Below are 22,088 nucleotides of genomic sequence, written 5' to 3'. Positions count from 1 at the left end.
CAACGTCGACCAACCGCCCCTGCGCCTCGGTCGATGGGCCGCTCACGTCCGGCGTCGACCGCCGTAGACGCCGAGGACGTCGGTGAATAGGTCCGCTGACCACCTTCAAACCGTCATGATCAGGTCATGCGCATACGCAGGGAAGTACGGTGGCTTCTGTGGGGGCTGTGGTCGGTGTGCTTCGTGATTGCGGTGTGGACGGTCGTGACGGTGGTGGGGCTGGCGTACGTCCTGCTCACTCACTGCTGGACCTGGGCGCACGGCTGTTTTTGAGGATCCGGACTGAGGTCGGCGTTACCAGCTTCAGTTGGGGCCAAGGGGCGCCGTTCCAGTCGGCCAGGTCGTGCGTGATCCTTCGGTGGCCCGGACAGCGAGCCCGAGGATGACTGCACCGAGGGGAACTGGACCGGATGGTCTCCGCACTCGGGCCACTGACCATGAACGTCAGCTGGGACTGCGGCTGGCGGGGCCTGTCCGATTTCAAAGGCTGCGGCGTCCGGCTCTGTCTGAACAGCGTCTGGACCGAGCAGCACACCGAGCCGGCCCCCGGTGAGTTCGGTGTCTGGGTCTCCCTCGGCTCCCGCGTCGCCTGGAGCCCGGCCGGCCAGGCATGGCTGCGCGACTCGGAACTGGCACTGGGCGAACCCCAGACGGGCTAGTAGCGCACCGGAGCGGCCGCCCCGTACCCGAGCGACGCCGCCTGCGGTAGGCGGCGGTCCGGCCACTCAACCTTCCCTACGTTCTTCTCCGGGCGAGCCCTTCGTATGGTTGGCCCACCCAGGGGTGTCGGGTGTGGCTTTCAACCTTCTGCCGCTTGTGGCTGGCATCGATTGGCCGCCCGACGCCCCACGACGACTCGGCTGCCAATTAGGAATCGCGAATGATCGCTCCGTAGGGAATCGACAGCGAGGTCGTCCGTCGGGAGGTACCAGCAGCACACCGCACGGAGGCACAACTTGGCCGCGATCTGGGCCAGCATCGACGCAGGCAAAACCCACCACCACTGCGTCGCAATCGACGAGAGGGGCCGTCGGCTGCTGTCGCGACGCGTCGCCAACGACGAAACCGAACTGCTCGAACTCTTCGCCAGCGTCCTCGCCTTGGGTGACACGGTGACCTGGGGAATCGACCTGGCCGACGGCGGAGTCGCCCTGGCCATCGCGATCCTCCTCAACCACGATCAGCCCGTCCACTACATCTCCGGCCGGGCCATCCACCGTGCTTCCGAGAGCTACCGCGGTGAGGGCAAGACCGACGCCAAGGACGCCGCGGTCATCGCCGACCAGGTCCCGTGTCCGACGGGACCTGCGCCCCATACGCGCTGGCGGCGAGACCGTGATCGACCTCAAGATCCTCACCGGCCGCCGCATGGATCTGGTCGCCGACCGCACCCGCACCGTCAACCGCCTCCGCGCCCAGCTCACCAGCATCTTCCCCGGCCTGGAGCGCGCGCTGGACCTCACCAACACCGGCCCGCTCGTGCTTCTGACCGGCTACCAGACCCCGACCGCTATTCGCAGGCTCGGCGCCAAGCGGCTGGAGACCTGGCTGCGCAACCGCAAGGTCCGCAGCGCCGACCAACTTGCCGAAACGGCCGTCGAGGCCGCAGACCGCCAGCACACTGGCCTGCCCAGAGAGAAGCTGACCGCACAGATGGTTCGCACGCTGGCCAACGAGGTGATGGCCCTCAATCAGCAGGTCGCCGACCTCGACAAAGCCATCGAGGCCCGGTTTCGCGACCACCCCACCTTCGACGTGATCACCAGCATGCCCGGCCTGGGCATCATCCTCGGTGCCGAGTTCCTCGCCGCCACCGGCGGTGACATGACCGTCTTCGGCACCCCCGACCGCCTCGCCGGCTTTGGCGGCGTCACACCGGTCCCGCGCGACTCCGGCAAGATCAGCGGGAACCTCCGACGCCCGCAGCGGTATAACCGTCGCCTCCAGCGGGTCTTCTACGCCTCCGCGCTGTTCAGCATCCGGAGGTCTGAGGAATCCCGCCGGTTTACGATCGCAAGCGAGCCGAGGGCAAGCGCCACACCCAGGCCGTGCTCGCCCTCGCACGGCGCCGCGTCAACGTCCTGTGGGCCCTTCTCTGCGATGGACGGTGCTACCAGACCGCGCCACCGGAGCGACTCGCCACATGACGCCCCGCTGCCGAACCTTGATCCGCGGACAACGCAGTCGTCAGGCTCCAATGATTCCGGCAGGATCAGGCAGACCGAGATAGTGGGGGGAGAGACCAATGATCACCGCCACCCAGGGTGTGAAAGCCACCTCGCCATGCGGGGCCTGTGGTGGAGTCCTGGTGCGAGACCTCGGTCAGTTCATTGACCGGGGACAGCTGCGTTGGGGCATCGAAGGGCCATGCCAAGCTTGCCCCAACGCGTGGTGCGAGACGGGCGCTGGCCCAGCTCCCCAAGAGATCAGACAGGCACTGCTCGTCGAGCACGGGACCACTCGGCTTCGCCTGGCGACCAAGGAGACCAGTCTCGTCCCCGTGTTGCGAGCCCTGCGCGAGGTGCGGCACCTGGCACTGGGCGAAGCCCGGCTGACGGCCGCCGATCTGAGCGAAGGCGGCCTGGTCGGCACGTTCGTGGAAATGGCGCACCTAGCGGAAGGACTTCGCAAGCGGTCCGTCGCCACGACACTGTCTCCGTCGCCCACCTGACCGCTCTTGAAGCTGCCCGGGCCGATTGACAAACGGCATTAGGAATCGCTGAGAATGCTCGACCCTCGCCGCGATAGATCATTAGCCCTCGTCCTCATCGAGGCCGAACCCGTCCGGCACGGGCGTGGCCGTGCTGACCGCGGCGTATGCGCTGCCGCGCAGGTACATGCGGGTGAAGAATCGCGGCGTATGGTTCGCCATCTGTCTGATCACCGGGTTGGGATTCTTCACCTTCCTGTGGCTCGAACGATGTGTGGCCCCCGATGCCGGTGAGCTGTCTGAACTCAAGCGGCGCTACGCATCGGGGGCGTCGCTTGCGGCGGGGATGCTCCCTGGCGCTCGGCCGATGGGGGCTGGTCCATCTGATGTGGTGGATCTATTGAGCCGGTGGCCGGAACTGTCGGAATTGCCTGCATGATCGTGTGCCGACGATTCCAAGCCGGGCCGCCGCGGTGGCTGTGCGAATCAGACCTCGTACCGCGTGACCGTAGAGACGCGCCGGCATGTCGTACCCCGTGACCATGGAGACGCGCCGGCATGGCACAGCCGGGCGAAGGCGGCCGCCGTTGGCAGGCGTCGACCGTGCGCGGCCAGTGGACCACCGCACGTGCAAGTTGATCGACGGATTCGGGTGTGACCGCTGCGGTCACACCAATTGGGGCAAATCGGTAATTCCATTCCGCGCCGGAGGCAGACAGGCTTGAATCAGCGAGGTCCGACCGGACCTGAGGTCAGCACAACCCCAGGAGCGCACATGCCTACCCTTGACCGCCACGACAACAACGTCTTCGTTCTCGATCTCGGCGACGGTGAGAACCGCTTCCACCCGGACTGGATCGCTGCCGTCGACGCCGCCCTGAGCGAGGTGGAGAAGGCAGAAGGGCCGCGTGCCCTGGTGACCGCCGCGACGGGCAAGTTCTACTCCAACGGCCTGGACCTGGAGTGGCTGGGCGCCCACGCCGACCAGCAGGAGAGCTACCGCAGCTCCGTCCATGCCCTCTTCGCCCGCGTGCTGTCCCTGCCGGTGATCACCGTGGCCGCCCTGCAGGGGCACACCTTCGCCGCCGGAGCGATGTTCTCCCTCGCGCACGACTTCCGTGCCATGCGCGCCGACCGCGGCTTCTGGTGTCTGCCCGAGGCCGACATCAACATCCCCTTCACGCCCGGCATGTCCGCCCTGATCCGCTCCCGGCTGGCGCCGCAGACCGCGCACGAGGCTATGGTCACCGGCCGCCGCTACGGTGGGTCGGAAGCCGAGGAGGTCGGCATCGTCGACTGGGCGGTGGACGAGGACGCCGTGCGTTCCACGGCCGTCAAGGTCGCCGAGGCGCAGGTCGGCAAGGCGGGCGACACCCTCGGCACCATCAAGGCACGTATGTACGCGTCGGTCCTGGCCACCCTGCGTGGCAAGCCCGATCCGCTCGGCTGACATGCCGTGCAGACGATCGGCCGCGCAGACAACCAGTTGGTCTACGTCGTAGTCGACGGCGACGGCAACGGCAACGGCAAGGACGAGGTTGATCCACGGCGGCCCTCGTGGCGTCGCGGCCCCAGGTGTCCGGGGCCCCACGCCGCCCGTACGCCGACACCCTGGCGACGCTCGCATCGCCGCCGACGGCACGCAGCGCCGGTACGGCGGCCCGGACGTCGCCCCATGGGTCCCGCACGAGCGGTGACGGCGAAGAGCCGGCCGAACCGCTCGATCGTCCCGGACGACTCCGGCTCCAGCCGACCGGCGCCGCCGATCTCCGCGTCGAGGACGGCCGCGTCCAGCCGCACTGACCGGTCCAGAGCCAGGCCACGGCCGTCGGCCACCGTCGTGAGCGGCCCAGCCCCGACGGCGCACCGGGATTACCGTTGAAGACGTGGAAATGCTGCACCTGCGCTACTTCGTCGCGGTCGCCGAGGAGCTGAACTTCTCGGCTGCGGCCCGACGGCTCCACATGGCGACGTCCCCTTTGAGCCAGCGCATCAGGGACCTGGAGCGCGAACTCGGACAGCAGCTGTTCGACCGCGACACGCGCCGCGTCACGCTCACCTCGGCCGGCTCGGCGCTCCTTCCGATCGCGCGCGATGTCCTCGACGAGTTCAGCTCCATCCCGTGGCGACTGCGTGAGGCGACCCGGGTGCAGCGCAGCACCGTGCTCATCGGCATACCCCCGGGACTGCACCCCGAACTTCGGTCGCGGGTCGGCACACTCACCGAACAGGTACGGGAGCGGTTCGAGCTCCAGCGCTGGCCCGGCAACTCTCATGCCCTCGTGGCCGGCGTCCGCGACGGCAGGCTTGCGCTAGCACTGGCCCGGCTGCCGTTCAGCGACCCGGCTCTGGAGCAGGTGGGCGTGATGTCGGAGCGCATGGGTGCGGCGGTGCCGGCCGACCGGTTCGCCGGGCGGGACTCCGTCGCCCTCGCCGATCTGGCGGACCTTGCGTTCGTCGCCCCGCCCAAAGAGGTGAGGCTCGCGTATTTCGACGTCCTCGATCACGCGCTGGCGGAGGCCGGTGTCCGCAATCGCCTGGAACTCACCGACACCGGTTACAACGGGGTGGCCGAAGTGATTTCCGGTGGCATGGCCTTCTGTATTTCCATTCTTGCCCCGGAAAATCCGATCCACGGATATCAGCTGGAGAACGTGACGGTACTGCCGTTCACGGACTTCCATCCCAGGCTGGAAACCGCCCTGGTGTGGCGTCGTGACCGTGCAGACGGTGACCTCAAGAACCTCGTCGCCGCCGCGCGCGAGATTTTCGATGAGCTTTTGACCGTGGAGTGAATCCCCGAAAAGCGCAGCTCGGAGGCGCTTTGATCAGCGGTGTGACCGCTGCGGTCAAGCCGCCGTTCCCATTTTGATAATTCCGTCTCCCGTGTCTCCTCATTTAGCGTTGCGTATCAGAAGCAAAAAGACGCGATGCTAAGGGAATGGGACAATGGCGGAATCCTTCGTCGCCGGACCGCTCGACGGAGTTCGGGTGATCGACCTGTCCACCGTGGTGATGGGTCCCTACGCGGCCCAGATCCTGGGTGATCTCGGCGCCGACGTGATCAAGATCGAGTCGCCCTCCGACACCGTCCGGGTGGGCCGGTACCACGTCACGCCGGGCATGACCGCGCTGAGCCTGAACGTCAACCGCAACAAGCGCAGTGTTGCCCTCGATCTCAAGGACCCGGCGCAGCATGAGCAGGCCCTGAAGCTGATCGACACGGCGGACGTCCTGATCACCAACATGCGATCGGCAGCGCTGCATCGGCTGGGCCTGACCTACGCGGACGTCGCCGCGCGCAACCCGGGCCTGGTCTACGCACACGGCCAGGGCTTCCGCAGCGAGTCCGACCAGGCCGGAAACGCCGCCTACGACGAGACCGTGCAGGCCGCCTCCGGGCTGGTCGACATCACCCACCGCGCGCTGGGCACGCCGGTCTACCTGCCGACGATCATCGGGGACAAGGTCTCCGCACTGACCATCGTCTACAGCGTGCTCGCCGCCCTGCTGCACCGCTGCTGCACCGGGCAGGGCCAGCACATCGAGGTCCCGATGACCGACACGCTGCTCGCGTTCAACCTGGTCGAGCACCTGGCAGGGCACGAGTTCGAGCCGGTGACGGGTCCCACGGGCCACCCCAGGTCGATGTCGAAGGAGCACAGGGCGCGGCGCACCAAGGACGGTCTCGCCTGTCTCGTCCCCTACACCCCGCAGAACTTCCGCGACTTCTTCGTCGCCGCCGGGCGACCGGACCTCGCCGCGGACCCCCGGGTCAACGGGCAGGTCATCGACATGGCCGACCTCGACGCCCTGGCCGGGCTGGTCGACGAGTGCGCGCCGACGCTGACCACGGAGGAGTGGGCGGAGGTGTGCGCCAAGCACAGCATCCCGATGGCTCCCGTGCTGGAGCTGGAGCACGCCCACGAGGACCCCTACGTCCGTGACGGCCACCTGCTGGAGACGGTCGTCCACCCGACCGAGGGACCGATCCGCGCGATCGGGATCCCGGTGCGGTTCTCCGCGACGCCCGGTTCGATCCGCCGCCTTGCCCCGGTACCGGGCCAGGACACCGCCGAGGTCCTCGCCGAACTGTCCGACCGCTGAACCCCCAGTCCCCTGTACCTCTTCGAGAGAAGCGAGCCATGAGCACCACCGACGTGCGCACCCACCGGGCGGGCACCACCTTGCTGATCACGATCGAGCGCCCACAAGCACGCAACTCCGTGAACGCCGCGGTCGCCGCACTCCTGGCCGAGGCACTGGACGAGCTGGAGACCGACCAGGGTCTCCGGGCCGGCGTACTGACCGGTGCGGGCGGCACCTTCAGCGCCGGGATGGACCTCAAGGCCGCCCTGCGCGGCGAGTCCCCGAACATCCCGGGACGCGGATTCGGTGGCGTGACCGAGGCAGAGCGGACGAAGCCGCTGATCGCCGCCGTCGAGGGCTGGGCCGTGGGGGGCGGTTTCGAACTGGCCCTGGCCTGTGACCTGATCGTGGCCGCCGAGGACGCGCACTTCGGTCTGCCGGAGGTCAAGCGGGGACTGATCGCCGCCGGTGGCGGAGTGATCCGGCTGCCCCGGCGCATCCCGTACCACCTCGCGATGGAGTTCCTGCTGACCGGCGAGCCGGTGAGCGGCCGACGGGCCGGCGAACTGGGCCTGGCCAACCGGGTCGTGCCCGCCGGTCAGGCAGTGGAGGCATCCCTCCTGCTCGCCGAGCAGCTCGCGGCGAACGCCCCGCTCGCGCTGGCCGCAGTGAAGGCCGTCGCACGGGCCGCGGACGGCGCGCCCGAGGCCGACGCCTTCGCCGCGCAGCGCACGGTGATGGCCGAGCTGATGGCCTCGGCCGACGTCCGCGAGGGCATGACCGCCTTCGCCGAGCGCCGTGCCCCGCAGTGGACGGGGCGGTGACATGCGGATCGACGACGTCCGGCGGCACATGACCACCCCGCTGACCAGCCCGGCGTACGCGCCGACAGTCCCTTGCTTCACCGACCGCGAGTACCTCGACATGCGCGTCCAGGAGTTGGTGCGCACCGAGATCACCGACGTGGTCGTCAAGGAGGCCTGCACCGGCCCCGCACGGCTCCAGCTCTTCGCCCACGTCCTCGCCCCGCCGGCCGACCTGCCCGTACTCGAGGTCGCCTCCGCCGGCCACATCCTCACCGACCTGACCCTCGCCCCCGTAGAGCCGGTCTTCGACCACCTGAAGGGAGACGCGCAGTGACGCACCCCATCCGTACCGCCGCCGTGATCGGGGTGGGCACCATCGGACTGTCGTGGACGGCGCTGTTCGCCGCACACGGCCTGACCGTCCATGTCAGCGATCCCCGCCCCGATCTGCCGGAGGCGGTCGCCGAGGCGCTCGCCACGTTCGGCCCGCACCTGGTCGCGCAGGGCCTGGACATCGACGGCCTCGCCGACCGCGTACACCTCGCGGCCGACATCACCGAAGCAGTCCGGGACGCGGACGTCGTCCAGGAGAACGGGCCCGAGCGCGTCGAGTTCAAGAAGGAACTGTTCGCCCAGCTGGTCCGGGAGGCCCCCGGGCACGCGCTGCTGCTGAGCTCGTCGTCGGCGATCCCGGCGACCGCCTTCACCACGGAGCTCGAAGACGCGGGTCGCATCCTCATCGGGCACCCCTTCAACCCGCCCCACCTGCTGCCGCTCGTCGAGGTCGTACCCGGCGAACGCACCACCGAGGGATCCGTGCGGGCGGCCGTCGACTTCTACACCGCCGTCGGCCGCACGCCCGTCGTCGAACGCCAGGAGATCCCCGGGTTCGTGGGCAACCGCCTCCAGAACGCGCTCAGCCGCCAGGCCGTCTACCTCGTCCAGCAGGGCGTGGTGACCCCCGAGGACCTGGACACCGTCGTGACCCACTCGCTCGGCATCCGCTGGGCGACGGTCGGTCCGTTCCTGGGCGCGCACCTGGGCGGAGGCCCCGGCGGCTACCGCCACATCACCGAGCACATCGGCTCGTCCCTGCAGCGGATGTCCCTCGGCGAGCCCTCACAGGACCCCGAGGACCGGGAGCGAGTCGTCCAAGCGGTGGAGAAGGCATACACCTCAACTCCCTACGCCGACCTCGCCGAAGCCCGTGACCGCGGGCAACTCGCCGTCCTGTCCGCCCTGGAGGACATCCGCCGCAACCAGCACAACAAGGAGCACTGAGATGACCGTCACCACCCCCGTCCCCACCCCTGTCGCGCCGCTGGACGACCTGCTGACCGCCGACTTCTACCGCTACCAGACACTGCTTTCGGACGACGAGCGCGACATTCTCCTCAAGGCCCGCACGTTCCTGCGCAAGGAGGTCAAGCCGCTGGTCAACGAGTACTGGGGCAGGGCCGAGTTCCCTGTCGAACTGATCGAGAAGTTCCGCGGCAGCGGACTGGCCGCCCTGGCCTACGAGGGCTACGGCGAGCACAAGGCGGCCACCAGCCACCTGCTCGGCGGCATGCTCGCCACGGAGCTGGGGCGCGTCGACGCCTCGGTCGCCACGTTCTTCGGCGTCCACAACGGGCTCGGTTTCTACTCCATCTACTACGGCGGCGACCAGGAACAGCGCGACAGGTTCCTGCCCGCCATGGCCACGATGGAGAAGATCGGCGCCTTCGCCCTGACCGAACCGCTCGGCGGCTCCGACGTCTCCGGCGGCATGCGCACCACCGCCAGGCGCGAGGGCGACACCTGGATCGTCAACGGCGCCAAGAAGTGGATAGGCAACGCCACCTTCGCCGACTACGTCGTGGTCTTCGCCCGGGACGTCGACGACAACAAGGTGAAGGCCTTCGTCGTCGAGAAGGGCACCCCCGGCTTCAAACCCGAGAAGATCGAAGGCAAGATCGCACTGCGGATCGTGCAGAACGCCGAGATCACCCTGACCGACGTGCACGTGCCGGAGGCGAACCGGCTGCAGAACATCAAGGGCTTCCGCGACGTCGCCGAGGTCCTGCGCCAGACCCGCGGCGGAGTCGCCTGGCAGGCCCTCGGTGTCATGATCGGCGCCTATGAGCTCGCGCTCGACTACGCCAAGGAACGCATCGCCTTCGGCCGCCCCATCGCCAAGTTCCAGATGGTGCAGGACCTGCTGGTGAAGAGCCTCGGCAACATCACCGCCTCCTGGGGCATGCTGATACAACTCGCCCGGCTGCAGGACCAGGGCATTTTCCGCGATGAACACTCCGCGCTGGCCAAGGAGTACGTCGCGGCCCGTATGCGCGAGGTCGTCGGCTGGTGCCGCGAACTCTTCGGCGGCAACGGCATCCTCCTCGACTACGACGTCGCCCGCTTCTTCTCCGACGCCGAAGCCCTCTACTCCTACGAGGGCACACACCAGATGCAGACACTCATCGTCGGCAAGTCCATCACCGGCCACAGCGCCTTCGTGGGGTGAACGCAATGACCACCGAATCCGTTTTCACCGGCCTGAAGGTCCTCGACGCGTCGAGCTTCATCGCGGCACCGGCCGCGGCCACCATGCTCTCCGACTTCGGAGCGGACGTCATCAAGATCGAGCCACCCGGGCAGGGCGATCCCCAGCGACGGCTGAGCTTCGTCCCGCCCAGCCCCCGGGCACAGGCCAACTACGGCTGGCACCTGGCCAACCGAAACAAACGCGGCATGGTGATCGACCTGAAGTCCCCGGCGACCACAGAAGTCCTGAAGCGCCTCGTCGAATGGGCCGACGTGGTGATCACCAACTTCCCGCACGGCACGCGCGAGAAGCTGCACCTCGACTACGAGCAGGTCGCAAGCTGGAACCCGAGGGTCATCCACGCCGACATCACGGGCTTCGGGGATTCCGGACCCGACGCGGGGCAGCCGGGGTTCGACCTGACCGCCTACTGGTCGCGCAGCGGGCTGCTGGGCTCCACCCGGGACGCGGGAGCCCCGCCGACCGTGCCGGTCTGGGGCAGCGGCGACTACACGTCGGCGATCGCGATCTACGCGGCGATCGTGACGGCCCTGTACCGCCGTGAGCAGACGGGGCAAGGAGCCAGTGTCGGGACGTCGCTGCTCGCGACGGGCGTCTGGGCCACGGGAACGCTCGTGGCCGGCGCGCTCGCCGGCGGCACATCGTTCGAACTGCACGACCGGAACGCGCCGGTGAACGCGCTGACCAACCCCTACCGGACGGCGGACGGCCAGTGGTTCATGCTGGCCACCTCCTCCGTGCACTGGCCGGGACTGACCCGGGCCATCGGATGCCCCGAGCTTCTCGAGGATCCCCGCTTCGCCGACGTCGAAGGCCTGGTCAAGCACGCCGCCACGGTGAGTGCACTGCTCGACGCCGAGTTCCGCTCACGGCCCTTCGCCCACTGGAAGGACGCCCTGGACCGGGAACGCATCACCTACAGCCTCATCCAGACACCGGAGAAGGCGGCGCAGGACCCGCAACTGCGCGCGAACGACATCGTCGTACCCCTGGAGGGGGTCAGCGAGCTGGAGGAGACCGTCAGCAGCCCGATCAACCTGCGAGGGGTGCCGAAGGTCCCGGCGAAGCGGGCGCCTGAGCTGGGCGAGCACACCGACGAGATCCTCGCCGAGCTGGGCTTCGGCCCCGCCGAGATCGCCCGGCTGCGCTCCCGGGGAGCGATCCCGGGGACGACGGAGGCGAAGGCGGCGTGATGAGCCCGGCGTCCGAAACGCCGGGCGGGGTGCTCCACGAGCGCCGGGGCGGTGCACAGCTCACCGCCCGCCGCTACGGCGGGTCGGATGCCAAGGCCGGCTGTCTCCCTGGTGAGCGATACAGCCGGCCTTGGGAAGACCAGCGTTCCGCCGCATCACTGGGGCCCTGAACCTCAGCGGCTGGGTCCACAGACTGCCGGACGCGCGCAGTAGCTCTGCCTTGCTGTCGTCAGAGCTCCCAGTCGTCCTCGCCGCCAGGGCCAACCGTGATCGGGTCGACTCCGCGTCCGGTCAGGTGCCAGGACTCGAACTGCGGGTCTGGGCCGATCCAGAGCCCGGCACCATCGTGAAAGTCGATAACCAAAGCACCGTGCTCACGGACGTCGACCGCGGTGAGTGACTGCCGCTAAATTCAGGCATTCGTTCGATTTTTGCCGGCACCATGCCCCGTGAGGGTCTCTGTGGTTGTTGGCCACTTTTGACGCTCAGCTCAGTCCGTGTCTGAACCCAGCGTCGCGAACGGGAGAGAACACAGGTGGCCGGGCGGAGCGTCGTGCCGGAGTCGGGGGCCGGGGCGGCGACGGGACCGAGATGTGCCAACTGGTCGGTTGCCGACCGTCTGCGCTCCTGCACCGACTCTCGGGAGGATGCACAGTGAAGGTGTGGACCTTGGGCGGCGCCTGGTAGCCGGTCTCCCACACCCGCGGCGGGGGAACCGTGCGCTGGTGGCGATCCCACTCGTGTTCATCGTGGTGATCACCGCGGTGGACATCCACATGCCCCCGCATATTCACCTCGGCCCGCTGCTGGTCGCCGCGCCCATTTTCACCGCCATGTTCGCAGGGTCCTGGCTGACGGGTTCAGTGGGAGCTCTGGCCCTGGCGGGCCAGGCGGTCATCGCGGTGTTTCGTGGCAAGTGGGGCGGTGGTCTGGCCATGGAGAACCACGTGGTGCAGATGATCGCTCTCGCGCTGATCACGATCTTGATCGTTGCCTTCTGCGTGGTGCGCGAGCATTGCATGCCGGTCGAGGAGGCGGTGATGCGCACCCTGCTGCGGCCGGTGCCGCACCAGGTCGGCCACGTATGGGCGGCCGGGCTCTACCGTCCCGCCGAGTCCGGCACGATGGTCGGCGGCGACCTCTACGACATACGCGCGACCCGAGCGGGCGAGCGTGCCATCATCGGCGACGTCCGCGGCAAGGGCCTGCAAGCCGTGCGCGTCGTCGCCGACGTCCTCGGCAGCTTCCGTCAGGCCATCTACGAACGAGGCGACCTGCGGCAGGTCGCCGCCAGCATGGAACGAAGCATCGCCCTGGAAGCAGAAGCGATCTGCGACGACGAACTGTTCCTCACGGCCGCCCTGATCGAATACGACGCTCTCGCTCAACGCGTGACGATCGTCAATCACGGACACCTCGAACCCGTCCTGATCTCCGGCGGCAAAGTCAACGCTCTCATCGGCCCATCCGCGCTGCCTTTCGGCCTCGGCGCTCTGACCACTGAACTTCCCGTCGCCTATACGCACCGCCTCACGCGCGGCGACGTCCTGCTGCTCTGCACCGACGGGCTGAGCGAGGCCCGCAATCCGGCCGGGGACTTCTACCCCCTCCTCGACCGGCTCCGTGATCGATTCGCCGACAAACCGGCCCCAGACCCCATTGATGTCATCGATTTCCTCAACACCGACGTGCCCCGCCACGCACACGCGTGCCTCGACGACGTCGCGGTCCTCGCCATCGCCCCGCATGGGCAAATATGAGCCGCGGTACACAGCTGCACCACGGCCTCAGACGTGTCCCCGCCCTGGCGGGTACGGGGCGCCGAAAACTTCGGTGGGGCACCCCTGTGGCCGACTATGACGCTCAGAGTGGCCAATCGGGGGGTGTGACCGCGCTTCCGTGATGGCCACGGCCGCTGACGGAGTTGTGTCGGCTCTTCGCGGCGATAGAAGCCGTCACGCAGACGGGACGGGAGTCTCCGGCGGGGCGGGAAGCGTCCGTCCCAGGCGGGCGAGTGGGGACAGGGCCATCGGTGCCGGTGACAGCAGCATGCCTGCGGCTGTCACCACGAGGCTCGTGGGCGTCCCCCACACTTCCGCGAGAAAGCCGCCGAGCAGCGAACCGAGCGGGGTCAGTCCCATGCCGACAAAGTTGATCGTCGCGGCCGCGCGGCCTTGCATCCCGTCCGGAGTGACGGTCTGCCGGACGGCCATGACCGTGACATTCACCAGCTGACTGAAGGTCCCGCAAACACCAGCTCCCGCTCGACTGGGCACGAAAGGCGGTTGTGTCTGCCGGCTCGGCACTACTCGGCCTGGTCCAGCACGCTGCGGCAGTGCGCCCAGGCCGCCTCGGACAGCAGCGGCCGCCAGCGAGTGAACAGGTCACGTAGGTCAGCCCCGTAACGGGTGCGCGCCTCTGGGCTGACTGCGACGATGTCCAGCTCGTTGGCGGTGGTGAGTTCGGCGAAGTCCCGTCGCTCTTCGAGGCTTGGATGCATCCGGGTACCGGTGAACCGGTCGACGAACGTGTCACGGTTGTCAGCCAGCCCCGGGTAGGAGGACTTGCGGTCGCAGGAGGCGTAGAAGTAGACGAGTGCTTCGGCCTCGACGCCGATCGCCTCGACCAGTTCCGCCCGACGCCCCAGGTCCAGCAACGCGACCGGGAATCCGTCGGTCCCGTAGAACGCGTGGCACAGCCCGGCCGACACCAACGCCGGGCGAGCGCCCCACGAGCCGAGAAGGGTGCTGACTCGCCGCAGGTGCGACAGCAGTGTTCCACCAGGGTGCTGGATCTCTTCGGCTCCGGCCGCCTGCAAGATCGCCATCGCTTCTGCGGTCATCTCGACATCACCCGTCCGATCGCCGTCTGATCCGAAGCACCCATGATCGTAGGCCCGAAGTACCGCCTCCGCAGACTGGATTGCCGGCAGACGGACGCAGAGCGAAGCAGCCGTCGAACCCCCAACTGACCTGGCCCGCCCGGTCGTCGTCAGGGCGGAGCCTCGACCGTGCACTCAGCGCCCGGGGCCGCTGCGCCGAGGCCCTCGGCTGTGTGACCAGTGCCCGCGAGGCCTACACCACCTCTCGACGGTTCGATGCCGCCGAGGTCTACACGGTGGGCGTACCTGTGGCGGACGCTCTCCTGGGCCTCGGACGCCATGACGAGGCAGCCCAGGCACCCGCGACACCATCACCGCACTCACCGAACTCTTCAGCCCCGACCACGGGTGCGTCCGCGACGCCCGAGAACTGCTGGAGCGGGCAACGAGCGCCACGGCGTCCTGACCCGGCCTGGCGCTGTGGCCCGCGGATTCTCGTGGAGGCCCGCCACCAGGCTCCTGATGCGGTTTCAGGTGGTGAGCGCGGGCGCGAGGCCGAACGTGGGGACCAGACCTGGGTCGTTGAACGCCGTGATGCGGCTGATCCGTGCGCCTATCAGGGTCAGGACCTGGACTCCGTACGCCTCGTAGCGGTCGGCGGCCCCGCGTTTGTGGACGACGAGGGCGGGCTGGCCGTTGGCGAGGGTGGGCGCCATGCGCCACAGGCCAGGACGGAGTACGCGGGCGGACAGGAATCCGACGACGGCCCGGCGTCCGGTGAACCAGGTCGGGGTCGGCGGCATCTCCAGCTCGACGTCGACCCGCAGCAGGTTCACCAGCGCGTCGGCGTCGGCCCGGGTGAACGCGTCGACGTAGTCGTCGAGAAGTGCGCGGAGGGTCTGCTCCGTCGGTTCGGCCAGGTCGTCCTCGACCGGTCCGGCCTCGGCCAGGCGGGACCGGGCGCGGCGCAGCGCACTGTCGACGGCGGCGGTCGTCGTGTCCAGGATCTCGGCGACCTCGGCGGTCCGGAACGACAGCACATCACGCAGCGTCAGCACGGCCCGCTGCCGGGCGGACAGGAACTGGAGCGCGGCGATGAAGGCCAACCGCACTCCAGTCCTCCCGGCCACCACCGCCGCCGGGTCATGGCCGCCGAACAGGGCGTCGGGCGCGGGCTGGAGCCACGCCATGGACGGCTCACGGGGAGCCATGGCCACCAGATGATCGTCCACAGGCGCGCCGAGGCTCGACGGAAGCGGCCGTCGGGAGCGCGACTCCAGCGCCGTCAGGCAGGATCTGGTGGCGATCGTGTAGAGCCATCGCCGCACCGAGGAGCGGCCCTCGAACCGGTCGTACGCCCGCCACGCGCGCAGGTATGTCTCCTGCACCAGGTCCTCGGCGTCGTGGATCGAGCCGAGCATGCGGTAGCAGTGCGCGAGCAGTTCCGGCCGGAACTGCTCGGTCACAGCGGCGAATTCGGCGTTCGAGGGCATCGCGGCATCTCCTGGGGGTGTGGTGAGGGTGACTGTAGAGCCGTTGCTCAGCCGAGCGGGCTCAGCCCGTCGCCGCCGACCCGGTACTCCGGTGCGCTGTCCGGGTTCCCGGCGAGCTCCACGACGGCCTTGGCGACCTGGTCCGCGGTGAGGACGGGCCCCCTGCCCTTGACGAAGGTGTCACGGTCCACGCCCTGGCGTGCGGCGTAGCCCGCCACCGCGACCGCGCCGACGCCGCCGGCCGGGGTCATGTTGGGCAGCAGCGTGACGAACCGGATGCCCAGGCCGGCCCGCTGCGACTCGTCGGCCGCGTACCCCCGGATGTACCGGATGGCCGCCTTGGCGCTGGCGTATCCACCGCTGAGCGGGGATCCGCCCAGGACGGCCCCGCTGGACATCGTGACGACCACGCTGCCCGGCGCCAGCGGCTGCCGCAGCGCCGCCCGGGTCCAGGTGAACACGTGCCGCGTGTCGACGTCCCAGTTACTAGTGAAGGTCTCCCAGGTGTGCTCGTGCACGGGTGCCATGTGCGGTACGGCCCCGGCGTTGAGGACGAGCAGGCCGGGTCGGTGCGTGCCGATCACGTCCTGCGCGAGCGCTTCGTCGGTGGCATCGGCGGCGACGGGGGTGAAGCCCTCGCCGTCGTGTACGGCGTTCAGGTCCTGCTCATGGCGGGCGATGCCGACCACGCGGGTGCCCGCGGCGACCAAGGCGGCGGTGATCGCGCGCCCGAAGCCGCGGCTGGCACCCGTGACGACGGCGGTCTGGAAGAGAGTGGACTCAGACATCGGATACTCCGAAGTGGTGGTCGGGTTCGGTCCCTATCAAGACCAGCGGCGGGAGGAAAATCCGTCGCCGCGGTCACCATCGACGCAGCCGCACAGGTCAGGCGCTCGGTCGGTTCGTGCGAGGCTCTGCCCGCTGACCGGGACCACTGAGAGCCCCCCGAGATGCAAACCTCCCGTGCCGCAAGCTTCCGCCCCTCGATCACCCAAGCTTCCCAGGGAGATCCACCGGGACCTTCCCCGTCGTTCGGCGCAGTCGGCACGAGCTCTTCGGCCCGATGTCAGTGACCCGTGCGAAGATCCCGGTCAGTGAGGTGAGAGGGGAGCCATGGGTACCTGGGACATCGGTCCGTTCGACAACGACACGGCCGCGGACTTCGCCGACGATCTGGATGATGCTGCCGCAGCAGAGCGTGCAGCCCTCATCCGCGGAGTTCTGGTGCGCACCGTCGGCAACCAGGATTACCTAGAGGGCCCCGACGCCGAGGAGGCCGTGGCGGCTGCCGCCTTGGTCGCCGCCCAATGCCCAGGGGGCGAGGCGGTCAGCCCCCATTACGGTCCTGACGAGCCGGTGCCCGTCCTGCCGGCCGACTTCAGACGGCTGGCCGTCGAGGCCCTGGACCGAGTCCTCGCAGACGAATCCGAGCTACCCGAACTCTGGGGCGAGACCGGAGACGGCAGACAGTGGCGCAGCAGCATCGACCGGCTTCGCGCGGTTCTCGATCCCACGATGCAGGCACACGAGGATGCGCTCTTCGAGAGCTGACGTTCCCGCCATGGCCACGCCCTCACGGATGCCTGACTCGTTTGGCGTAACCCCTTGGATGCCGGCCCTGACGACCAGCGAAGTCGGCGTCGGAACGCACGCGCCGATCGGCCGCCGCAACGTCTGCCATGCCCATGCGCATCGGGCCGACAGCGACACACCCCGGTTACTCCATTGGGCTCGGATCGTCCTGCCGAATGGCCGTATTCCGGTCGATCGGGGAGGCAGCCCTGCCCCTGGCAGAGCCAGGATGGCGGCTGACTGACGACGCGAACCGCGAGTACCGGGAGACACCCACTTGTGAGCATCCTCAACGAACCCCACGGTGCCGAACCAGGTGTGGAGTCATACGCGAACGAGATGCCGGTCCGGCACAGGCAGCCCGGCAATGTCGTGGTCAAGTGGGCGACGACCACCGACCACAAGACGATCGGCACGCTGTATCTGGTCACGTCGTTCGCGTTCTTCCTCATCGGCGGCGTCATGGCCCTGCTCATGCGCGCCGAGCTGGCCCGTCCGGGCCTGCAGATCGTGTCGAACGAGCAGTTCAACCAGGCGTTCACGATGCACGGCACGGTCATGCTGCTGTTCTTCGCGACACCGCTGTTCGCCGGCTTCACGAACTGGATCATGCCGCTCCAGATCGGCGCCCCCGACGTGGCCTTCCCCCGCCTCAACATGTTCGCCTACTGGCTGTACCTGTTCGGCGCGCTGACCGTCTTCGGCGGCTTCCTCACCCCCCAGGGCGCGGCCGACTTCGGCTGGTTCGCCTACTCCCCGCTCACCGACGCCCACCACTCGATCGGCATCGGCAGCGACCTGTGGATCATGGGCCTCGTACTCTCGGGCTTCGGCACCATCCTCGGCGCCGTCAACTTCATCACCACGGTCGTCTGCATGCGCTGTCCCGGCATGACCATGTTCCGCATGCCGATCTTCACCTGGAACGTGCTGCTCACCAGCGTGCTGGTGCTGTTCGCCTTCCCGGTGCTGGCAGCGGCGCTCCTCGCACTCGAGGTGGACCGGAAGTTCGGCGCCCAGGTCTTCGCCGCGGCCAACGGCGGCCCCCTGTTGTGGCAGCACCTCTTCTGGTTCTTCGGCCATCCCGAGGTCTACATCATCGCGCTGCCCTTCTTCGGCATCGTCACGGAGGTCATCCCGGTCTTCGCGCGCAAACCGGTGTTCGGTTACATGGGCCTGGTCGGCGCGACGATCTCCATCACGGGCCTGTCGGTCACGGTGTGGGCGCACCACATGTTCGTGACCGGTGGTGTGCTGTTGCCGTACTTCTCCTTCATGTCGTTCCTGATCGCGGTTCCGACCGGTGTGAAGTTCTTCAACTGGATCGGCACGATGTGGAAGGGCTCGCTGTCCTTCGAGACTCCGATGCTGTGGGTGACGGGCTTTCTGGTCACCTTCCTCTTCGGCGGCCTGACCGGTGTCATCCTGGCGTCGCCGCCCCTGGACTTCCACGTCTCGGACAGCTACTTCGTGGTGGCGCACTTCCACTACGTCGTGTTCGGCACCGTCGTCTTCGCGATGTTCGCCGGATTCCACTTCTGGTGGCCCAAGTTCACTGGCAAGATGCTCGACGAGCGCCTCGGAAAGATCACTTTCTGGACGCTGTTCATCGGATTCCACACGACGTTCCTGGTACAGCACTGGCTGGGCGCCGAGGGGATGCCCCGCCGGTACGCCGACTACCTGGCCACCGACGGCTTCACCTGGCTGAACACCGTCTCGACCATCGGATCGTTCCTGCTGGGGCTGTCCATGCTTCCGTTCTTGTACAACGTGTGGAAGACCGCCAAGTACGGCAAGCCGGTCGGCGTCGACGACCCGTGGGGCTACGGCCGTTCGCTGGAGTGGGCGACCTCCTGCCCGCCGCCCCGGCACAACTTCCACACCCTGCCGCGCATCCGCACCGAATCCCCGGCGTTCGACCTGCATCACCCCGACGTTTCGCAGATCGACTACCAGGACTACCGCGGCAAGCGCGGGATTGAGACGCCGGGGCGCGAAAGGGGCCGGCCTTGACGTCATCGAGCCGTCATGGGGCCCCGCCGGACCGGCAGAGCGGCACACTCGCCAACGAGGTCGAGGGTTACCTCCTCCTGCAAGCAGAGCGAGAGCAGGCGCAGCGGGAGGCCGAAGCCCTCTGCGCTCGCCTGCCCTGGCTCACGCATGGGCAGGCCGAGGATCTGACCCGCCATTACACCGAGCAGCGCCTCGGTCTGACGCGGGAGGCGCTGCAGGCCACTGCCGACCGGGCCAAGCGCCTGCGCGGCGAATACGAGGCCCGCTACGCCACCTTGCGTCGCACCCTGCTCAGAAGGCATGCCGTCTGCGCGTGCCTTGTGATGGCCTGCTCCACCGTGGCCGGCGTCGGGACCTGTCTGCTGGCCCGCTGATCCGACCTCCTGGAATTGCCCCGGTCTGATGGACCCGGACGGGCTTGCGGACCATGCTGCTGACCGGGAGACGCTGACGGACGACTCTGCCGCGAGCCGATCAGTCGCGTTGTCCGGCCGATTGCGCGTTGGCCTGGCCGATCGGATCAGTGGCCGGCGTTCTCGTCCGTCGACTGGGCCGCACGGTCGTCGACGATGTCCAGGACGGACATCATGCCCATGTCCTCGTGGTTGAGGAGGTGGCAGTGCAGCACCGTTCGGCCGGTGAAGTTCGTGAAGTGGATCCGGAGGACGAGCTTCTGCCCGCGGAGGACGTTGACCGTCTCGTGCCAGGAATGGGCGGGGTCCACGGCCTTTCCGTTCAGGGACATCACCTGGAACTGGTTGGTGTGGACGTGGAAGGAGTGGTCCTCCTGTGTGTCGTTGCGGATCGTCCACTCCTCGATCGTGTTGAGCCGGGAGACGAAGTCGACGCGGTTCGGGTCGTAGTCCTTACGGTTGATGAAGAACCGTGTGCCGGCCTTGTTCTCGGTGTACACCATCGTCTTGCGGTCGGCGATCTCGGCGTGGGAGAGATCGTCGAGTGGCCCGAAGACGGACGGGATACGGGCCCGCACCACGGAGGGACCGCCGGTGACGACTGTCGCCAGGTTCGCCTGCGGGAAGCTGTTGCCGGCCGGTCCGGTGTAGAACGGCAGCGTTTCCAACTGAGCCGTGCCCGCCGACCCGCCCTGCACCAGTACGTCGTACCGGGCGGCGGCCGGGATGATCAGTGTGTCCGCGGAGTAGATCCGGTGGACGGGATAGCCGTCCTGGGCGATCACGTGGAACGTGGAGCCTTTGAGGCGCAGCTCGTAGTAGATGTTGGCGCCGATGTTGGCGAGACGCCACAACTGGGTCTCTCCGGGGCGGATATGGACCACGGGATTCTGCTGGCCGTTGACCGTGCGGTTGGTCTTGGCCTGGATGGACAGCGGGTGGATCTTGATCTCGTCGCCCTGGATCTGGTTGTCCTTCAAGGCGATCACGTGCTCGGTGATGTTGCGGAGGGAGGACGGCAGGTACTTCCGCAGGCCGTCGATGATGATGACGCCCGACTCGCCTCCGGCCACCTGAGCGGCCGAATGCATGTCGATGTGCGAGTGGTACCAGTACGTGCCCGGCTTGATGTCACGCGGCAGCTGGTACGAGTAGTGGTAGGTCGTATGGGGCTTGATGGAGATGAAGATGTCGTCGGCGGGCTGCCGCGGCGACACGTGCAGACCGTGCGTGTGCAGGTTGGTGTCTGCTGTGACGCCCTGCCACTCCGCCCCGACGCGGTTCTCCATGGCCAGCTCGATGCGGTCACCCGGCTGGACCCGGAGTGTGGGCGGCATGTAGCGGCCGTTGTAGGTCAGCGCCCACAACCGGCGATCGCCCACCAGCACCTTGCGCCGCTCCACCACGATGGTGGTCCGCAGGACCCCGTTGCGGCTCACCACCTCGGGCGGATCCTGGAGATCGGCGCCCCTGGCCGGCTGCCCGGACGGCGAGGAGCCGGCCGCCGGTCGCTCGGCGGGCGGCGCGTCACAACCGGACAGCCAGGTCACCGCGAGCGCCAGACCGACGAGGAACCGGGTCAGCTTGGAGGAGGAGTGCATGACGGTCTCTCTCTGGGAGCGCGTGCCATGCTCGGGGAGGCCGAGACCAGACGAGCCGGACGTGATCCGTGTTCATGCGGGTCGGGGCGGACCGGCAGGTGGGTTCAGTCAGTCGGTCGTGGAGAATAGTGGCATTTGTGGCGTTTTGTGAGGTGGCGCGCCACGGTCATGCGCGCCGAGCCCGAATGAAGTGACCGCCGGGCAACCGGCCGGACCCGGTCCGCGAGGTGGCCGCACAGCCCTTCCAGCCGGAGCGCCGGTCAGGTCACGTTCAGGGCGACGTCGCATCCGGTTGAACGGTGGGCGCGGGATTCGAACCCATGGTTTCGAACACGCGGTGATGCCACCAGCCGCGGATTGGCTCTCGCCCGGAAGCGGCGTGCGGGGGAGACCGCAGAGCCGGCGCCGTACTTGAAGGAGTACTGAACAGCCGCCCGGCTGACCAGCGAGGCAGAACAGGCCCACAGGCGCGGCGCCATCTGGCGGAGGCGCCGGTGCTGGTGCCCGTGTATGCCCACCGATACCTGCCCGCCGGCCGGGGAAGCTTCGGGCATCCGGTGCTCTCGATGTGGCAGACCGACATCATCTATTACGGGCTGGACCTGGTCGAGTACACCCACCAGGAGTTCGACGAGGCACGGGGTGAGGTCGATGAGAGCTGGAACCCGCGAACAACGGTCCCCTTCTGGCGGGACCTTCTCTGATTCCTCAGGGTCGGCAGACAGAGCGGCGTGCACTCTCAGCTTGGGAAGCTGAGAGGACCTGGGGCTCGTCGTGAGACTGGCCTGGGCGCAACGTCGTTCGATTAGATGATCTTGATCGGGTAGAGTCCCTGTCTCGTGCCGAGTGATCATGTTGCTGGTGGGAGCTATCCGGAGCGGGTGCG

At 68.1% G+C, this 22,088-nt stretch carries 21 protein-coding genes and 3 pseudogenes; 18 read left to right on the top strand and 6 right to left on the bottom strand.

What is annotated here, in order from left to right; translation table 11 throughout:
• The first annotated feature begins 126 nt into the window (after window positions 1-126).
• The 13 genes and pseudogenes from ABZ904_RS19065 (at window position 127) to ABZ904_RS19005 (ending at window position 11,286) form a co-directional block, all read left to right on the top strand.
• Entirely contained in the window at window positions 127-273 is a 147-nt protein-coding gene (locus ABZ904_RS19065) for a hypothetical protein (RefSeq protein WP_359406797.1), read from the top strand.
• 137 nt (window positions 274-410) lie between these two features.
• A complete protein-coding gene (locus ABZ904_RS19060; protein ID WP_359406794.1) occupies window positions 411-659 on the top strand; it encodes a hypothetical protein in 249 nt (82 codons plus the stop codon).
• 297 nt (window positions 660-956) lie between these two features.
• Window positions 957-2,147, top strand: a pseudogene (locus ABZ904_RS19055) (IS110 family transposase).
• A gap of 353 nt (window positions 2,148-2,500) precedes the next feature.
• Window positions 2,501-2,671 carry a hypothetical protein gene (locus tag ABZ904_RS19050; RefSeq protein ID WP_359406791.1) on the top strand — a complete coding sequence of 57 codons (171 nt, stop codon included), beginning with the start codon at window positions 2,501-2,503 and terminating at the stop codon, window positions 2,669-2,671.
• Window positions 2,672-2,795: 124 nt separating this feature from the next.
• Entirely contained in the window at window positions 2,796-3,089 is a 294-nt protein-coding gene (locus ABZ904_RS19045) for a hypothetical protein (protein ID WP_359406788.1), read from the top strand.
• Between the two features lie 336 nt (window positions 3,090-3,425).
• Window positions 3,426-4,100, top strand: coding sequence for an enoyl-CoA hydratase-related protein (locus ABZ904_RS19040; protein WP_359406785.1), 675 nt, complete (start codon window positions 3,426-3,428; stop codon window positions 4,098-4,100).
• A gap of 442 nt (window positions 4,101-4,542) precedes the next feature.
• Window positions 4,543-5,445 carry a LysR family transcriptional regulator gene (locus tag ABZ904_RS19035; protein WP_361824702.1) on the top strand — a complete coding sequence of 301 codons (903 nt, stop codon included), beginning with the start codon at window positions 4,543-4,545 and terminating at the stop codon, window positions 5,443-5,445.
• A gap of 154 nt (window positions 5,446-5,599) precedes the next feature.
• Window positions 5,600-6,757 carry a CoA transferase gene (locus tag ABZ904_RS19030; RefSeq protein ID WP_361824507.1) on the top strand — a complete coding sequence of 386 codons (1,158 nt, stop codon included), beginning with the start codon at window positions 5,600-5,602 and terminating at the stop codon, window positions 6,755-6,757.
• Window positions 6,758-6,795: 38 nt separating this feature from the next.
• Window positions 6,796-7,563, top strand: coding sequence for a crotonase/enoyl-CoA hydratase family protein (locus tag ABZ904_RS19025; RefSeq protein ID WP_361824504.1), 768 nt, complete (start codon window positions 6,796-6,798; stop codon window positions 7,561-7,563).
• 1 nt (window position 7,564) lies between these two features.
• On the top strand, window positions 7,565-7,879 hold the full coding sequence (locus tag ABZ904_RS19020; RefSeq protein ID WP_359406776.1) for an acetoacetate decarboxylase family protein: 315 nt from the start codon (window positions 7,565-7,567) through the stop codon (window positions 7,877-7,879).
• Window positions 7,876-8,826: a 3-hydroxyacyl-CoA dehydrogenase NAD-binding domain-containing protein gene (locus tag ABZ904_RS19015; RefSeq protein WP_361824500.1), complete on the top strand. Its 951-nt coding sequence runs from the start codon at window positions 7,876-7,878 to the stop codon at window positions 8,824-8,826. Before ABZ904_RS19020 ends, ABZ904_RS19015 begins: the two co-directional genes overlap by 4 nt.
• A 1-nt stretch (window position 8,827) precedes the next feature.
• Window positions 8,828-10,051 carry an acyl-CoA dehydrogenase family protein gene (locus ABZ904_RS19010; protein ID WP_360996330.1) on the top strand — a complete coding sequence of 408 codons (1,224 nt, stop codon included), beginning with the start codon at window positions 8,828-8,830 and terminating at the stop codon, window positions 10,049-10,051.
• Between the two features lie 5 nt (window positions 10,052-10,056).
• A complete protein-coding gene (locus ABZ904_RS19005; protein WP_361824497.1) occupies window positions 10,057-11,286 on the top strand; it encodes a CoA transferase in 1,230 nt (409 codons plus the stop codon).
• A 229-nt stretch (window positions 11,287-11,515) separates the two neighbouring features.
• On the opposite strand, the pseudogene ABZ904_RS19000 reads toward ABZ904_RS19005, so the two are convergent.
• Window positions 11,516-11,677, bottom strand: a pseudogene (locus tag ABZ904_RS19000) (DUF6188 family protein); the annotation flags it as partial.
• Between the two features lie 349 nt (window positions 11,678-12,026).
• On the opposite strand from ABZ904_RS19000, the gene ABZ904_RS18995 reads away from it, so the two are divergent.
• Window positions 12,027-13,046 carry a PP2C family protein-serine/threonine phosphatase gene (locus ABZ904_RS18995; RefSeq protein WP_360996324.1) on the top strand — a complete coding sequence of 340 codons (1,020 nt, stop codon included), beginning with the start codon at window positions 12,027-12,029 and terminating at the stop codon, window positions 13,044-13,046.
• Between the two features lie 195 nt (window positions 13,047-13,241).
• On the opposite strand, the pseudogene ABZ904_RS18990 reads toward ABZ904_RS18995, so the two are convergent.
• From ABZ904_RS18990 to ABZ904_RS18975, 4 genes and pseudogenes are all read right to left on the bottom strand, one after another.
• Window positions 13,242-13,532: pseudogene (locus tag ABZ904_RS18990) on the bottom strand (MFS transporter); the annotation flags it as partial.
• Between the two features lie 59 nt (window positions 13,533-13,591).
• Window positions 13,592-14,128: a DUF6817 domain-containing protein gene (locus ABZ904_RS18985; protein ID WP_361824494.1), complete on the bottom strand. Its 537-nt coding sequence runs from the start codon at window positions 14,126-14,128 to the stop codon at window positions 13,592-13,594.
• 509 nt (window positions 14,129-14,637) lie between these two features.
• On the bottom strand, window positions 14,638-15,600 hold the full coding sequence (locus ABZ904_RS18980; protein ID WP_359403866.1) for a sigma-70 family RNA polymerase sigma factor: 963 nt from the start codon (window positions 15,598-15,600) through the stop codon (window positions 14,638-14,640).
• Between the two features lie 47 nt (window positions 15,601-15,647).
• Window positions 15,648-16,388 (bottom strand): SDR family oxidoreductase, encoded by a 741-nt coding sequence (locus ABZ904_RS18975; protein WP_361824491.1) that lies wholly within the window; start codon window positions 16,386-16,388, stop codon window positions 15,648-15,650.
• A gap of 325 nt (window positions 16,389-16,713) precedes the next feature.
• Here ABZ904_RS18975 and ABZ904_RS18970 point away from each other — a divergent pair, with 325 nt between their 5' ends.
• From ABZ904_RS18970 to ABZ904_RS18960, 3 genes are all read left to right on the top strand, one after another.
• Window positions 16,714-17,151 (top strand): DUF4259 domain-containing protein, encoded by a 438-nt coding sequence (locus ABZ904_RS18970; protein WP_360996314.1) that lies wholly within the window; start codon window positions 16,714-16,716, stop codon window positions 17,149-17,151.
• Window positions 17,152-17,451: 300 nt separating this feature from the next.
• Window positions 17,452-19,188 carry a cytochrome c oxidase subunit I gene (gene ctaD, locus ABZ904_RS18965; protein WP_359403875.1) on the top strand — a complete coding sequence of 579 codons (1,737 nt, stop codon included), beginning with the start codon at window positions 17,452-17,454 and terminating at the stop codon, window positions 19,186-19,188.
• Window positions 19,185-19,562 carry a hypothetical protein gene (locus ABZ904_RS18960; RefSeq protein WP_359403878.1) on the top strand — a complete coding sequence of 126 codons (378 nt, stop codon included), beginning with the start codon at window positions 19,185-19,187 and terminating at the stop codon, window positions 19,560-19,562. The genes ctaD and ABZ904_RS18960 overlap by 4 nt, the downstream gene beginning before the upstream one ends.
• Window positions 19,563-19,708: 146 nt before the next feature.
• Here the strand turns inward: ABZ904_RS18960 and ABZ904_RS18955 are convergent, their stop codons facing one another.
• The gene (locus tag ABZ904_RS18955; protein WP_361824487.1) at window positions 19,709-21,202 is read right to left on the bottom strand and encodes a multicopper oxidase family protein; all 1,494 of its coding nucleotides are present in this window, start codon (window positions 21,200-21,202) and stop codon (window positions 19,709-19,711) included.
• Window positions 21,203-21,696: 494 nt separating this feature from the next.
• Between ABZ904_RS18955 and ABZ904_RS18950 the strand changes: the two genes are divergently transcribed.
• Window positions 21,697-21,906: a hypothetical protein gene (locus ABZ904_RS18950; RefSeq protein ID WP_361824484.1), complete on the top strand. Its 210-nt coding sequence runs from the start codon at window positions 21,697-21,699 to the stop codon at window positions 21,904-21,906.
• Window positions 21,907-22,088: the final 182 nt, after the last annotated feature.

The sequence above is a fragment of the Streptomyces sp. NPDC046900 genome (genome assembly GCF_040644975.1).
GTDB lineage: Bacteria > Actinomycetota > Actinomycetes > Streptomycetales > Streptomycetaceae > Streptomyces.
Note: the sequence above shows the minus strand (reverse complement) of the source record. Positions and strands in the feature narration are given on the sequence as shown.